Source organism: Carboxylicivirga sediminis (assembly GCF_018156225.1).
Taxonomy (GTDB): domain Bacteria; phylum Bacteroidota; class Bacteroidia; order Bacteroidales; family Marinilabiliaceae; genus Carboxylicivirga; species Carboxylicivirga sediminis.
In genome coordinates this window covers 56,833-71,829 of the sequence record NZ_JAGTAR010000023.1, presented here as the reverse complement: position 1 = coordinate 71,829, position 14,997 = coordinate 56,833, and the positions used below count along the sequence as shown (strand labels likewise).

Here is a 14,997-nt window from a genome sequence, read left to right as displayed (position 1 = left end):
GAAAACAGCAGTGCTGAAAGAAAGTTTAACGAATTGAAGAAATTATTCGTTAATTTATCTTAAAGGGGATATTTATGCTTCAACCTCTAACTTTCGTGGGGATGTATCTTAATTTTAAAGGTGAAATACTTTTGACAAACGTAACTGTAACCTACCACAATAATCGTTGTCAAAATCTTTGACAAAGTAGGGTATAAACCAGCCACTTCAACAAATAGCTTCAATAAAATGTAGTTTAAAAGAATGCTGCCAACAACCGTTAGTCCGTAACGGAACAGCTGTACCCTTCCTCGCAAGTTTGATTCAGTGAAAGTGATATACTTAGACAAAAGAAATCCAGTGGTAAAGGTTATTGGAAATACAAATAGAAAAGCCGCAATGTGCGGACTGATAGCCACAATGCCTGTATGTACAATATGCTTATCGAGGATGTAGTTATAGGTAATAAAGTAAAGCAATATATCAAACACAGTATTAGCACCGCCACAAGCCGCATAGTTAAAGGTTTGCCGTGGCAGATAATTGCTAAACGGCTTATAAAACCAATCGAGAAGAGATAAAATTGTTTTACTCAGGAACGTCATCTTTCAACAAATATGCAGCAAAACTAGCATAATTATGAAAGTAAGAGAATTTTCAAACTAATTACTTTAAGTCCACGTGTGGCACTCATCACTATAAGACTGCCACCACAATCCAGGTAAGCACAGCGGCCACCAGAATAAACAATAACACATCTTTCAACTTTTCCATAAAAGACAGCATCACCATCCGATCTTTGGCATTATCCACAAAACGTGGCTCTATTGGTTCCTTTTGCTTGGCCATTTAACAACTATTTGGGTTAGGTTCTTATTCTAAAATGTGCTTGCTCATTAAGAGGTACACCTCATTTACGTTGGTCTTTTTACTAAACTCTTTAACAATGGGTTCACTTGAACCTGAAAGCCATATTTTAAGCTCTGCATCCAAATCAAACAGGCCTGTACTTTCTTTACTAAAGCGAATAATGGAACGATAAGGTATGCTCTGGTAATCTACTTTTTTGCCGGTCACCCCTTGCTTATCCACCAGGATGAGTCGTTTATTAGTAAACACCCACATATCCCTGAGTACTTTATAGGCTTTTTCAAGCACCTCTCCTTCAACCAGGATGGGCTTAAACTCTTCCTGAAGTTTCTCGATTGATACTTCACCGGCATGCCCTAATATACCATCTAAAAGTCCCATAGTTAAGAAGCTGGTTATCTGATTTTAAAATTAACAGATATGGACAATAGTTAGCTCAATGTTCTATTTGAGTTGACGAAAGAGGTAATTTCCGTGATTAACAAGCACAAAATGATGACTAATGAATTTATAATAAGGCCCTGTGATAAACTCCCAGGGCCTTATTTTCAATGTATTCAATTTATTCCCCGGCTTTAACCACCTCAACCCATTGACCGGGCTGACGAGCTGAAACTGCATTATTGTACATGGCCTCACAGCTGATGGACGGCAGGTAATAGCGACCTGTATAGCTGGCATTGAGCAATAATACAAATTGCTTGTGCTTACCTCGGTTCAGGTCGAAATAGGAGTACACCCTGTCATCTCGATAATCACGATAGTCGGGTTGACTCAGTTCGTGCGCCGATTGAATATCTTCCAATCGTGTATTACGAATCTCCCAGCCTGATGGGAAAATCTGCGTCAATGCCAGGTTCTCAATGTCACCAAAGTTACCCGGGTTTTTAACGGTTACGATGGCCATAAAGTCGGTGCCTTGTGCCAGCTTAGATACATCCAGCGACTGCCCATTCATTGTCTTATATTCTACGTTCAGTTGCAGGTTAGAAGCTTTCACCGTTTTATCGCCCTCAGCCGGAATACCTTCCATGATGACACGCGCATACAGAAGACAATCCGACAAGTTATCTAAACTGACTGTTCCCGTATTCTTTTCAACATCCAGTTCAACCTGATACAAGGGCAACTGAGAGTTCACTTTCGTTCCCTTACCATTGGCATTCCATTCAAACTTAAATTCTTTGCTAACACCCGAATCACCCACAAACTTAGATACTGCCAACAAGCAATAAGCAGTGGTTTGCGTGCTCATCCATTGCTGAGATGATAAAGACTTTGACAGCCCCTGCAGCAGTTCAGCCGCTTCTTTCTTTTTACCCATCAGCACCAGTGTCTCCATAATCATGGCCATATCGCGTTCTTCCGAGCCGTAGGTGTAGCTGTTATCGCGCTGATTAATTACACTCATTGTGGTGGTATTAATCAGTTCCTGTGCTACTTGTTGATGGCCAGCCAGTGCATAAGCAGCTGCCAGTCGCCAGGTCGTTTGGGTCGATAAGCCTGACTGATTACGCATGCGGTTCATGGCGCTTAACTCAGGCTCACCGGCCAATGCTAATGTATACAGGCGATAGGCCTGCGCTAAATCACGACCTCTATATGTACTGTTACGTCGCCACTGACGTGCCTTATTCTTTTGGTACTGAATCCATTTATTTTTAAATCCAACCGGCAGACTAAAGCCTTTCTTTTCGGCTTCGAGCATAAAATGACCGGCATAGGTCGTTCCCCAATCCGATGACTCATAAGAACCGGGCCAGTAGCTTAAACCACCATCGTTTCTTATAAAGCCAGCCAGCCTATTAATGGCTGCTTTCACATTGGCTGTTGTCTTTTCGGCGGTTACTTCCCGATTCTGAATGACATCGGCCAAATACAACTGTGGGAAGGCGGCCGAAGTAGTCTGCTCTACACATCCATGCGGATAGCGCAGCAGGTACTTTAATCGACGTCCGAAATCGAGCGGCGGTAGTGCCGATACTTCCAGGGTCGCCTTATTGGTGCCGGCCATGCCAGGCAGTTGGTATGGAATGGATATGCTCTTACCTTTTTCTGCAATAGCACTCTGAATCGTGGTCAATGGCGGATTTGGGTTACGTACCTCAATTTCAATCTCATCCACAGCGGTTTCGCTGCCAGATGTGGCTATTACTTTTACTTTACCAACACCCATCTGCGGATTCACTTTCAGGCTGAACGTAGCCACCTGCTCGCCTAGTTGAGCAAAGCTGAGCGCTTGTTCATTGTCGCCCTCAACAGCTAGCTTTTCATTGGTCTCCACCTTCACCTTTACGTTCTTCACCCCTTCTTTCATGGCAAAAACGGTGACCGGTAGTTCAACGGTTTCATCAGGTCCTAACACCCTTGGCAAAGTAGCCAGCACCATTAACGGATTACGAACGGGCGTGGTTGTTTCCGCTTCGCCATAGGCTGTGCCCGAAGAAGCCACCACCATGGTGCGCACCGAACCAACATAGCGCGGCATGGTGAAGATATGGGTTTCGGTATCACCTTTCCCCAATTCATATGGGCCGAAGAATTTCACCATTGGCTTAAAGCGATTGGCTTTCTGACTGCCTTTTTTGCCAGCCAGCTCACCATCACCTCCAATACTGAAAATCTGTTCAATCTTACCGCCGTAAGCGCCAATCACCTCATCAAACAAATCCCATGTTTTAACCCCCAACGCCTCGCGGGCATAAAAATGATTCCATGGAACAGGCGTTTTAAAACGCGTTAAATCCAATAAACCATCCTCCACAATGGCAAGCGTGTAAGTCATTGGTCGGCCATCGCGCTCACTCACCTTAATTTTCACTTCTTTCTCCGGACGAAGCTCATCGGGCATTTTAATCTCCGGATAAATGTGTGATTGAGGATCTTCGGCCATCAGAGGAATAACACCATACATGCGTATCGGGAGGTTATTAACCGTTTGCGCGTGTGGCTGTAGGAGCGTCAGGTGCACATAGGCATTGGGGGTCATCTCAGGTGTTACTTCGAAGCTGAACTTGTTCTCCCCTTTTACCGGATCGACCCACCAGCTCTTCAGTACTTTATTGCCATTTTCGATGCTGACCAGGGCACGTCCTTGACCGGATGCCGGGAAGCTGATGGTGGCCTGCTCCCCCACCTGGTACTTCTCTTTATCGGCATTAAAAGCCAGCATACTGGCCGAGCTTGGATCGCTGCCGCGGCTGTTGCCGGCCCATCCCGGCCAATCGACATACACCGTTTGACCAGTAGCATGACCATTGGTATTATCTACCACCCGAATCAGGTAGCGCCCCCACTCGGGATAGTTAACCCTAAATCCGAACTGGCCTTCACCGTTAGAGGTATTCACTGTACCACTGGCTATAAGGTTCTGATGACGTGTGCCCACATAGTTGGCCAAATCATTGGATGATGACTCCCACCACCAGCGCCAGCTCACTTTATACACATAGTAAGAAAGGTTTCGAACGGTCATGGGCTCGCCTTTAGGTGATAGGGTCACCACATTGACAGTATGCGTCGTATCGGTTAGCAGCATGCCCCGCTTATCTCCTTTGGGTGCTTTTACCCCAACAAAAATTGGGTAAGGCGCATAAGGTACCGAGAAGCGATCGATACTAAAATCGCCACCTTCTTCGAACACGCGTGTCATAAACGAGGCTTTTAACATACCCGGGGCAGCTTCTTTCACATCAATGGCCGCATCAACAATGGCTTGACCTTTTTCATCCAGGCGGCCTTCAAACACGGTGTTTTCTTCCGAATCAAAACGACGGGAGGGATCATCAAAATGGTAATCCCCATATTTCTTAAAGCTGGTTCTGCTCTGGTTGAGCGTCACCTTTACATCGGCTTTCAGATTGCGGGCAATGGCACCATGCAGCCATTTGGCCTCAAGCGTGCTTTGAGCCGCTTCACCAGGCAACAATAGATCGGTATTAAAATCAAGACTAATCTTCAGGCGGTTGGGCTTAATGGTTTCTACCCGCATACCTTTTTCAAAGGTGCTACCCCCAACTTTTATACGTGCCCGCCACATACCGGTAGGCGCATCGTGGCTGGTTTGCGTTTTAAACACATAGATGTTATTATCATTCAGTCCTTGCACCTGGCGATTAATGGTCTGTCCGTGCGGATTGACCCACTCAAACACCATGGGGTGCTCTTTGGGTAGCTGCTCCCCTTTGTTCTCGAGCATAAACGACACAAACAAGGTATCGCCCGGACGCCAAACGCCACGCTCACCATAGATAAACCCTTTCATGCCTTTTTGCACGACCTGCCCGCTGACATCAAAACGGCTTAATGATAACGAACTTCCGTCATCCAGTCGTAAATAGCCGCGCTGCTTATCATTTTTAGCTATCAGCAAGAAGGGCTTCTGCGAAACCGAAATACGAGCCAGTCCCTTCGCATCGGTGCGGGTACTACCCACCACCTGCATCTGGTAGTTCATAATTTCAACCTCTACACTGGCCAAAGGCTGCGTCGTGCGTAAATCAGTTATGGCCACCACCACTTCCTTATCGGTACCTTGCTTGGCAATAACACCAATATCGGATGCTAAAATATTACGACTGATGACCTTATTGCGAAAATACATGGGTGAGCAAGGATTATCGCGTTCGCGCCAATCGTAGTAATAATCATCATAACCATCCCAGTATGAACTATAGTACTCCGTTGGTTGGTCCCAGTAGGCCATGTCTGATTCGGTGATTCCACCTTCCTCTTCAGTTGCCTCGGTTGCTTCAACATCTCCGCAAGGATAAACACTATCCTGCTTTCTGATTTTCAGTTCAACACGGTAGATGGCGCCCTGCTCTGGTGTTATTAAATCCGCCAGATTTAACGAAAAGGTGTTCCACTGCGTCAGGTCGAGGGAACGGTCGTTATCGAGGCGGATGGTCTGTTTATATATCAGGCGGCCGGCACGACGCAACTGGTACTGCCCGTCCATGCGATTAACCTGCAGGAAGTTGGCCACATTGTTTTCAAATATCTTGATGATACGCACCTGCACTGATTTAACACTAACCGCTTTAAAAGGAAACGTTAGACCGCTGGAACTCGGCAGAATAGTGCCTTTACCAATCAGCTGCACTTCGGGTTTGGGCGTTTCAAACACCATATCGTAGCTTTCTTCAGCCTGATGAGCATAACCTAGAATGTTTTTAATGCCCTCGGCAATGGTGACCTTATGTGAACCGGTCAAACGGTAGGAAGGATAAACCTTTACGCGATTGCGCTCAATTACATAGCGCAATTTAGCGGCCTCGCTGATGTCAATGAGCCCATTGATGTTCTGGCGTTCATCAAGTGGATCGGAGAACACGACCAGCACATGCTGATCAGGCTGCATTACCACACGCACATCGGTTACTTTAAAATCGGTGAGCGAAGGTACCTCCACTTCACTTCTGTCTGTTTTTTCAACGCCAATGGCCTTTCCATTGTACTCCATTAACAGCATACTGCCCTGGTCGCTACGCTGTACACCCCTGACGGCAAAACTATGCTGCTTTTCACTGCTTTGGTGCTCCCACTCTATCTCTAAAGCACGGCCTTCCTGCGATGCTTTCAACAAGGCTTCAAGGGCATCGTTCTCCACATGATCGGCCGTGGTGATGCGCCCGCGATAAGTATTCACCTTGAGGTCATCAGCTGCATCGGGCTCCAGACCCAGTGGCTGTACCCTGTAGTTTTGCTCAATGGTTGAGAAACTGAATTTAAACGACTCCTTCTCATCGGCAAACAACTCCGGCAGCTTAACTTCTACCTCGAATTGTGCGCCCGATGGCATGCGTTCTTCGGGCCGAAACTCAAGGGTATGAGCATCTAACCACACCAACTGACCTTTTATGGATGGCCGAATGGATAGTACTCCCTTGTCGGCCTTTTGCCCAGGTTCAACAGCCGGCAGCTTTTCTGCAAACTGTATCTGTATACTGGCTTCATTGGAGATGATGCCGGAAGTAAATGCACTGACTTTCTTATTAAAAGTCACTTCCTCGCTTGTTTTGTCGGGCTTGCTCTTGCAAGCATTCATCATTACTATACCCACTATAACAGCGGCATAGAGCATAACGCGTTTAACCATAGTTTCTAGGTAAAAATATTTTGTTTAAAGGTAATAAAGAGATAATACTCTAAATACAAAAGCACTAAGTTTTTTATTGGATCAATTGATAATATACCGGCAAAACTCCCTTATCTTTAGCCCGGATGGATACCCCAATTAAACCATGAAGCATTTTGTTTCCATTCGCAGAAATCAACTACTCATTAGATGCATTGCCTTATGGAAAATAAAATTTCTTCGCTTACCTGTCAAAATTGTGGTATCTGCTGTCGTAACTTTCCTTTTGTAGAAGTGAATGACCGTGAAATGACTGCTCTCGAAAACTTCACCAAACTGCATCGCAATGAGTTTACCGACCCCATGGGGCCAACATATGCCGATGGACACTTTTTAAAAACCAAAGCCAATGGCGACTGTTTGTTCCTAAAGGTTGATGATGGCCATTTTTCGTGTGGTGTGTATGAGGCACGTGCCGATATTTGTCGCAACTACCCGGTTAATGAACACCATTGGAAGTGGTGTAATGAGAATAGGATTTAACAACTTATCTCTTCAGTAAATCAGCCAGAGGAATCAAATCAAAATCGCCTTTATCCGGATGGGCCGTCTTGATGTATTCCTTGTTCATCATAAACAGACGACTGTTGTAGGTGTCCTGCGCATAGCAATTATCCTCGTGAAAGTAATCCTCATCCACCTGTGTAAAATTAAGTTCGCAGTGCGATAATTCCCATTGATCACCGGCTTCGTTCATGTATAACAATGGATAGCCATGGGTACGGCAAATGATAGGGCGGGCTTGATAGATGCTACACTGATGGTCTTTTAAAAAAAAGCACTTGTCTTCCTCACCGGAAGAGACAGGTGAAAACGATCGATTTAAAACATCTGGATAATTCTCTTCAACCTGCTGTTTGATATAATCAAACTCGATGGGAAATACATCAAAATTCAGACAGCATTTATCGCAGCCCATTTTGCAAGCCATATTGTTATGATGTTCATTCCATAGCTTAATAGTTGCTGCATCAATTTCCTCTCTCAGTAACTTATAATTATCCAATGTTGCCATATCATCAATCATTTTCCGCAAAGGTAGTTTTTATGATTCGTATCTTATTAATCAAGTGTCAATAAAGAAACGAAGCATTGCTGCATGCCAGGGAGACTTTGCACCAAGCGCATTTTTCCTGTATCTTGCCCGATTATTAATCATTTTTCGATGAGCGTACCTACAGAAGACCTTCAATCCATTGTTTCCAAATATATTAACACCACCAATCGCAGTGTATTTCTGACGGGCAAAGCAGGCACCGGTAAAACTACCCTACTTCATCGCATTAAGGCTCATACACATAAGAATGTGGTGGTAGCCGCCCCCACCGGCATTGCCGCCATCAATGCAGGAGGTGTAACGCTTCATTCGTTGTTTCAACTGCCGTTTGGTGCCTTTATACCCGATAATAGTGGCATTGATACCACACGCATGGAAACGCTGGCCCACTTTAACACCCCGCGTTCGCTCATCAAAAATCTGCAGATGCACAAGGTTAAGCGCAACCTTATTAAACAAATGGAATTACTGGTGATTGATGAAGTGAGTATGCTACGTGCCGACCTGCTGGATGCCATTGACCTGATTTGCCGCTACGTACGCCGCAGTCAGAACAAACCCTTTGGCGGTCTGCAAGTCCTGTTTATTGGCGATATGTTGCAGTTACCTCCAGTCACCAAACAAGAAGAATGGAACTACCTGAGTCGCTATTATAAAACGCCCTACTTTTTTGATGCCCAGGTATTGCAACAGCAGCAACCCGTTCATATTGAACTACAGAAGGTGTACCGGCAGTCGGACCAGACCTTTGTAGAACTATTAAACCACCTTCGCGACAACCAGGTAACTCAAGTTGACATTGAGTTGCTGAACCGCTTCTATCAGCCCGGGTTTAACCAGCATAACAATGATGGCTATATACAACTGACCACGCATAATGCCCTTGCCGATGCTAAAAACAAAGAGTGTCTGGATGAATTAAGCGGCCAAACCTACTCCTTTCAGTCAGAAATAAAAGGTGATTTTAAGGAACATCAATACCCTTTGCAACCAACAATGCAGTTTAAAAAAGGTGCCCAGGTGATGTTCATTAAAAATGATTTCTCGGGTCAACAACGGTATTTCAATGGTAAGATAGGCACCATATCGCACATCAGCCGCGATGAAATTGAAGTCAGCTTTACCGACGAAAGCGATGCTGTAACGGTGGAACCCTATACCTGGGAAAATAAGAAATACAGCCTCAATAAAGACACTAACGAAGTGGAAGAAAAAGTGGTGGGTGAATTTAAGCAATACCCTCTAAAACTGGCCTGGGCCATCACGGTTCACAAGAGTCAGGGCCTCACTTTTGAAAAAGCTATTATTGACGTGTGTAAAGCCTTCGCGGCCGGGCAAATTTATGTAGCCCTCTCGCGCTTAACTTCCCTCGATGGATTGGTTTTACTATCGCCCATACCCCAGCAGGGCATCAGTGCCGATGAGTCACTTCGTCATTTTGTTGATAGAAAAATGAATACCGATGAGCTAGCGCCCATTTTAAAGGAAGAATCGCAAAATTACATTAACCAGTTTGTATTGCAGGCTTTTGATTTTAATGACCTGATAGTGGCCTTGCACCAGCACGTTCAATCGTATAGTAAAGATGAAAAACGTTCTAAAAAACAGCAATATAAAGACTGGGCCGCAAGCCTTATAGAAACAACAGAACCACTGCAACAAGTGGCCAACAGCTTTCGGGCGCAGGTTAGTCGCATTATCAACAGCTCTAACGACGATTACCTCTCCCTTCTGAACGAACGTGTTGATAAAGCCATCGGCTACTTTCAACCAGCCATTAAAACATCCCACTCCAAGATCATTGAACACATCGAAGAACTGAAAGGGATTAAGGGTGTGAAGAAATACACGAATGAGCTACAAGAGTTGGCTGCCTTATACTTTGGACTGGTGCAAAAGATGCTTAAGGCTAAAACACTACTTGCTTCAGCACAAAGTGGAGAAGATGTTAATAAAGAAGATATTGGCCAGCCCGATCTTAAGCAGCAGTCAGACAAAAAACCTTCAGCAACCAGCAAACAAAAAGCTGTAAAAACGCCCAAAGTAGCCACTCACCTGGTTACCTGCGCCCTCTACAAACAGGGGCATGATGTAGCTTCCATTGCCAAAGAACGAGGCCTTGTAAAAACAACCATTGAATCGCATCTGGCCAAATGCATCCAGGAAAACATTCTTTCGCTCAATGATTTCGTTGATTTTGAAACCCGGGAAGTGATTGCTAAAGGGATAAAGGCATGCGATGGCAGCGCCCTTTCAGAAATCAAAGAACACCTGAAGCATAAGTACTCCTATCCGCAAATTAAATATGTACAGGCCTGGTTACAGTCTGACGGGGTTTTGTAGCACCTGCCAATTAGCTGATGATAGAAAAACAAAACTCCACCTCTGCAAATCAGGAATCTATGAATGGAAAGTTTGTGCCAGAGGTGAAGTTTGTATTGGTTAAGGAACATTTAAAAAATAATCAGCAATGTTATTATAATCAACAATACCAGTTGGTATAGTAATACAACATATGGAAAATCAGACGATTTAACGAAGCTGGTCAGTTTGCTTGGGATAGATTTGCTCATAAAAATTAGGGTTAAGATTACGCTGAATTCAAGCAAATATTATGCCACAACAATCTTAATATCAATAATTCTACGAAACTTAATTCCACTATCAAACAGTTACTTATCCTCCATCCGGCGATGGATAGAAATCATATGAATATTACACTACGCCTGGCAGAATAAATAATATACAGAAGCTATTTCCTTATAATCAACAGCAATCAATAAGAACTACACAAATAGTTTTTCAAGTTTTTGGGTATGCGATGCGATATTAAAAGCTTCAAAATCAGATTCCGGGGTTTTCTTATCCAGAAAATCCTGCTTTAATCTAAGTAGAGTATGCTTCATATTCTCAACATTGTAATTTGAAACATACTGCCCCTTTTCTTCCAAAAGCTGGTATAGTTCCCCGTTGTTTGAAACATGCAGAATTGGCATCTTCATGGCCATATAATCAAATACCTTGGTGGCAAACACATTGGAGCGCTTCATCTCCAGAATGGATAAACCGCCATCATACTGACTGAGAACCGTTGCCACTTCACTGCTCTTAATCAAAGGTTTAAAGAAACAGGTGCTCGGATCAGGATTGCGGTAACCGGCAGATGCCACCCCATAAATATCAATCCTAAACGATTCCCTAAAAAACGGATCATTCAGCTCACGAATAGCCTTATATATCAAATCCAATCCTTCTGGCTGCCCACCCAACAGCGATCCAAAATAAACCAGCTTCAGTTGCATATCATTTCGTGCTGACTGCTGCCAATCTACTTTATAATCATCGGCATCATAGCCATTATGAATGGTGATATACTTTGATGCACAGGTTTTATAAATGGATGAAAAATTGTGCCTGATGGTATTGGTTGTTACAATAATCTTATCCGCCATCAACATGGTTTGGAGTTCCATCTTAACCGATTTCTCCTTCCGCTTAAACGATTTAATGGCTGTACCATAGGCATATTGCGGCTCATCGTTCCATTTATCCCTGAAATCGACAATGAAGTTAATCTCCGGATTCTCGACCTTAATAATACTGGTCATATACGCCACCGAACATGGCGCGGCTGTTACCACCACATTTCTAATCCCATTTTTCCTGATAAGGTTCCGCACATAAGGAATCAACTCTTTCTCCCAACCTTGCGCATTATCCATCCAATTACTGGTGCTTCGGTAATAAAGATTCACCAGTTCAAACCACTTTTTAGCTATAAACCCACGCTTACGATGACGCAATAACCAGTTAGGATAAGCACTCTTCAGGCGATGCACCACAATATTTGGATGGTCCACATCGTGGCTCCAGTTAACCGTGTCTTTGTATTTATAATCGATGGTAATAACATGCACCAAATAGCCCTTATTGGCCAGGTATTTGGCAAACTTACTCCATCGTCGGGTACCAACACCTCCCAAAGGCGGGAAGTTGCGGGAGATAACAATTATTTCCTTCTGTTGATTAGTCACTATGCAGGTTTTGTTATTTTGTAGTTACCGGTTTGATAAGGCTCTGTTTTTTCGCAATAGACAGCATAAACACTTGGATAGAAATAGCGTAGCATCGGCCTGATGCCAAGAGGGACTCGTGGTGCCGACTTCCATTTTTCATCGTAAATAATCTTCCACCCGGTTTTATCCAGCACCATATGCAGTTGCTCTATCACAAATTCATGAAAATGGCCATAAGCCACATGTCCGCCATCCTTAATCGGAACATGCATGTATGGCTTACTAAACCATAATTGCAGAGGCACGGTTAGTATGAGTTTATCGGTTGGTATTTTATTCAGGAAGTTCATCGGATCAAACAGATGCTCCAACACTTCAAAGGCTGTGGTTACTTCCTTCTGTTCATATGTTTTGAGCTCGTCATTCAGCATATCAAAATCAATTCCTTCATGGGTGCTTTCCACCTTAAAGCCTTTGCTAAGCAGGTATTCCGACATACGGTTTCTGGCGCCTATATCTAATATTTCACAACTGGCATTCCCCAGTGTTTTATGCAAGAATTGTTCGGTTAGTCTGAACCTGTCCTCAATCCGGTGAATCATCATAGTTTCTTTCTGAATAAGGTTAAAATCCAATAGGGCGATTTTGGTGCAATCACTCTATTGAGCCCATTGCAAACCTTCGAAATCAGGTTTCCTTTTATAAGCGGAAAGCTGTCGTTGTTACAATGAGGGCACATGGTATAATTGGGTGGATTAAAGTATCGGTTGCCGTAATTCTGGCGGATGTGCATCAGCGCCGGATGATAACCTCGATGGAGATTACCCCCCAAATCGTGACGAACCAGTTTATACTCATCACCAAATAGTTGTTCCAATCTATGGATATCGAAAGTTTGATAATGCCCGTTAGTATTGAATACGTGGCCACAAGAAGGGCATTTAGCTTCGCAGATCTTTAAAAACTCCTTGTGCGGCACCGTGATGAGTAAATATTTTGCAGCCAAACGCTTAAATTCCTTAACAGTGCCAGCCAATTGTTCATCGGTCAAGTGCTCCAAAAGTTGGCTCGAAAACACCATATCGGCACTCTCCGATTCCAAAGGAATATTGTCTGAACTACTCTGTACTGTTGAACAATTCACCTGCTTCAGCGCTGCCTCAGACAAGTCGACACCTTTCACCTGGTAACTTTCATTCAGAACATTGGTGATGATGCCATTGCCACAGCCAACATCCAATATACTTTTTACATCTGGTGGAATGTTACGAAGCACCCATGGAATCTTCTTATCTGCAATAGTACCGGTACTATCGTAGTCGTTCCACAATTGGTCTTTCGAAAAATGTATATTGGAATTTAAACTCATCAATTTTTGATTTACAAGGTTGCAATATAAGGATTAAACAATTTCCTTGAACTTAACCCTTTTAAATAATCCGGTAACTTGTAACGCCAAGCCCCACACTGCCAGTGTTATTACTGTTCGGATGATAATATTAATGCCGCCATTGACAAACTTCTGTTCTACAAATTGGCCAACTGGCAAATACAAAGCTCCTGCAATAACCAGTGATGAAATAAGTACTACTAACGCACTATCGGCAAACAACACCCTGAAATGAAAACGCTTATGAAGCACAAAAAGGAATAAAATAACCAACAGCACCTTTGAGGCAAGTGTTGCCGAAGCTGCTCCAGTAATGCCCCAGATTGGTATAAACAACGCATTAAGTACAACCACTGCGACACCTGCTATCAGATTAAAATAGGTGATTAACTTATAATGCTTTGACAACTGAATAACCTGAATGCCTATGCCCAAAAAGCACGTTACCAAAAACGAGAGCGAGATGTAAAAGACAACCATCTTTCCTTCGAGGTACGATGGTGGTAACAAGGCCAGAAAAATATCGATATTAATCCAGATGGGAATAAATATCAGCAGCCCAACAATAACCTGCGAAAGCACTGATAGTCGGAAAAACTTCTCAAGAGATTTATAATCGCCATCGTTTAAGGCCTGTGCAATAATAGGTGTCGAAATCTTGCCCATGGCCAAACGCGGAATTCGCACCACTGTACCGATAAAGTTGGTAATGGAATAGATACCTGTTTCTTTTAAGCCCAGGTAGTATGTAATCATCAGCTTATCGATGTAGATGGCCAATGAATTACTCAAGCCGTTTAATATAAAGAAAATACCAATACTCGCCATCGTTTTTAGATGCGGCAAATACTTGGTTTTCGAGGGCCAACATAATGATATTTCACGCTTTCTGAAAAGATGAACGGTTATGGCGACAACGGGTATAGCAAAGTTGGCAACATACAACCACATAAAAAGTCGGAAATCAATCAGCTCAAAATAAAATAATACAATCAAAGCCGTATTGACCAGACGCATCACCAATTCTTTGTAGAATGAGCCGATGGTAGCATTAAGCGTTGAAGATGCAAACGTATCCACCAGCAAAAACGCGAGGGTAAAAAAGGTAAGCGGAAACAGCATTACACTGTACTCCCTCAATGTCTGAGCATCGGCAGACTTACCAGCTAACAAATGATCGCCAAACAACAAAAATAAGGTATAGAACACTGCAAAGCCAATCATGGAATAAATCCACACAAATGAAAAGAAATCCTTTTGCTGGCTGGCTTTATCGTGAAAACGCGGAAAGAAATAGCTAATGATACCGTTACCGCCCAAGCAGCTGATTTGTGCTAATATCGCAGATACTGAAACCAGGATATTAACCAATCCTATCTGGGCTTCAGAAAATAACAGCGGCAACAAAATCGCTACATTAACGCCTCCAATAATTACCCCCAAATAGGCGTAAAACGATCCTTTAATTGTTTGTTTAATGACTATGCCCAAAGCCTGATTTACTATGATTTCATAACAAAGAAACGTAATTTCTCTTAATGGTTAA

11 protein-coding genes are annotated in these 14,997 nt (G+C 43.5%); 2 read left to right on the top strand and 9 right to left on the bottom strand.

Annotated elements, in window-relative coordinates:
* Positions 1-86: 86 nt before the first annotated feature.
* The 4 genes from KDU71_RS14860 to KDU71_RS14845 all read right to left on the bottom strand — a co-directional run bounded on the left by KDU71_RS14860 (position 87) and on the right by KDU71_RS14845 (position 6,949).
* Positions 87-584 carry a GtrA family protein gene (locus tag KDU71_RS14860; RefSeq protein WP_212191882.1) on the bottom strand — a complete coding sequence of 166 codons (498 nt, stop codon included), beginning with the start codon at positions 582-584 and terminating at the stop codon, positions 87-89.
* A 91-nt stretch (positions 585-675) separates the two neighbouring features.
* Complete coding sequence (locus tag KDU71_RS14855) at positions 676-828, bottom strand: hypothetical protein (protein ID WP_212191881.1); 153 nt, start codon at positions 826-828, stop codon at positions 676-678.
* A gap of 24 nt (positions 829-852) precedes the next feature.
* On the bottom strand, positions 853-1,230 hold the full coding sequence (locus tag KDU71_RS14850) for a PH domain-containing protein (RefSeq protein ID WP_212191880.1): 378 nt from the start codon (positions 1,228-1,230) through the stop codon (positions 853-855).
* Positions 1,231-1,411: 181 nt separating this feature from the next.
* Positions 1,412-6,949 carry an alpha-2-macroglobulin family protein gene (locus KDU71_RS14845; protein ID WP_212191879.1) on the bottom strand — a complete coding sequence of 1,846 codons (5,538 nt, stop codon included), beginning with the start codon at positions 6,947-6,949 and terminating at the stop codon, positions 1,412-1,414.
* Between the two features lie 201 nt (positions 6,950-7,150).
* On the opposite strand from KDU71_RS14845, the gene KDU71_RS14840 reads away from it, so the two are divergent.
* The gene (locus KDU71_RS14840; RefSeq protein ID WP_212191878.1) at positions 7,151-7,471 is read left to right on the top strand and encodes a YkgJ family cysteine cluster protein; all 321 of its coding nucleotides are present in this window, start codon (positions 7,151-7,153) and stop codon (positions 7,469-7,471) included.
* A 4-nt stretch (positions 7,472-7,475) separates the two neighbouring features.
* On the opposite strand, the gene KDU71_RS14835 is transcribed toward KDU71_RS14840, so the two are convergent.
* The gene (locus tag KDU71_RS14835; protein WP_212191877.1) at positions 7,476-8,003 is read right to left on the bottom strand and encodes a YkgJ family cysteine cluster protein; all 528 of its coding nucleotides are present in this window, start codon (positions 8,001-8,003) and stop codon (positions 7,476-7,478) included.
* A gap of 150 nt (positions 8,004-8,153) precedes the next feature.
* On the opposite strand from KDU71_RS14835, the gene KDU71_RS23310 reads away from it, so the two are divergent.
* A complete protein-coding gene (locus KDU71_RS23310) occupies positions 8,154-10,388 on the top strand; it encodes a helix-turn-helix domain-containing protein (protein WP_212191876.1) in 2,235 nt (744 codons plus the stop codon).
* A gap of 443 nt (positions 10,389-10,831) precedes the next feature.
* Here KDU71_RS23310 and KDU71_RS14825 read toward each other — a convergent pair whose 3' ends face one another.
* From KDU71_RS14825 to KDU71_RS14810, 4 genes are read right to left on the bottom strand one after another with little or no spacing between them, the layout of a single operon-like run.
* A complete protein-coding gene (locus tag KDU71_RS14825) occupies positions 10,832-12,079 on the bottom strand; it encodes a glycosyltransferase family protein (RefSeq protein WP_212191875.1) in 1,248 nt (415 codons plus the stop codon).
* Positions 12,079-12,666, bottom strand: a complete 588-nt coding sequence (locus KDU71_RS14820) for a methyltransferase domain-containing protein (protein WP_212191874.1) — start codon at positions 12,664-12,666, stop codon at positions 12,079-12,081. The genes KDU71_RS14825 and KDU71_RS14820 overlap by 1 nt, the downstream gene beginning before the upstream one ends.
* Positions 12,663-13,430: a class I SAM-dependent methyltransferase gene (locus KDU71_RS14815; protein ID WP_212191873.1), complete on the bottom strand. Its 768-nt coding sequence runs from the start codon at positions 13,428-13,430 to the stop codon at positions 12,663-12,665. The genes KDU71_RS14820 and KDU71_RS14815 overlap by 4 nt, the downstream gene beginning before the upstream one ends.
* Positions 13,431-13,463: 33 nt before the next feature.
* Positions 13,464-14,942, bottom strand: a complete 1,479-nt coding sequence (locus KDU71_RS14810; protein WP_212191872.1) for a polysaccharide biosynthesis C-terminal domain-containing protein — start codon at positions 14,940-14,942, stop codon at positions 13,464-13,466.
* Positions 14,943-14,997: the final 55 nt, after the last annotated feature.

Bases quoted from the DNA above. Each gene is read 5' to 3' on its own strand.
- KDU71_RS14860 (WP_212191882.1), bottom strand. From the start codon at position 584: ATGACGTTCCTGAGTAAAACAATTTTATCTCTTCTCGATTGGTTTTAT.
- KDU71_RS14855 (WP_212191881.1), bottom strand. From the start codon at position 828: ATGGCCAAGCAAAAGGAACCAATAGAGCCACGTTTTGTGGATAATGCC.
- KDU71_RS14850 (WP_212191880.1), bottom strand. From the start codon at position 1,230: ATGGGACTTTTAGATGGTATATTAGGGCATGCCGGTGAAGTATCAATC.
- KDU71_RS14845 (WP_212191879.1), bottom strand. From the start codon at position 6,949: ATGGTTAAACGCGTTATGCTCTATGCCGCTGTTATAGTGGGTATAGTA.
- KDU71_RS14840 (WP_212191878.1), top strand. From the start codon at position 7,151: ATGGAAAATAAAATTTCTTCGCTTACCTGTCAAAATTGTGGTATCTGC.
- KDU71_RS14835 (WP_212191877.1), bottom strand. From the start codon at position 8,003: ATGGCAACATTGGATAATTATAAGTTACTGAGAGAGGAAATTGATGCA.
- KDU71_RS23310 (WP_212191876.1), top strand. From the start codon at position 8,154: ATGAGCGTACCTACAGAAGACCTTCAATCCATTGTTTCCAAATATATT.
- KDU71_RS14820 (WP_212191874.1), bottom strand. From the start codon at position 12,666: ATGATGATTCACCGGATTGAGGACAGGTTCAGACTAACCGAACAATTC.
- KDU71_RS14815 (WP_212191873.1), bottom strand. From the start codon at position 13,430: ATGAGTTTAAATTCCAATATACATTTTTCGAAAGACCAATTGTGGAAC.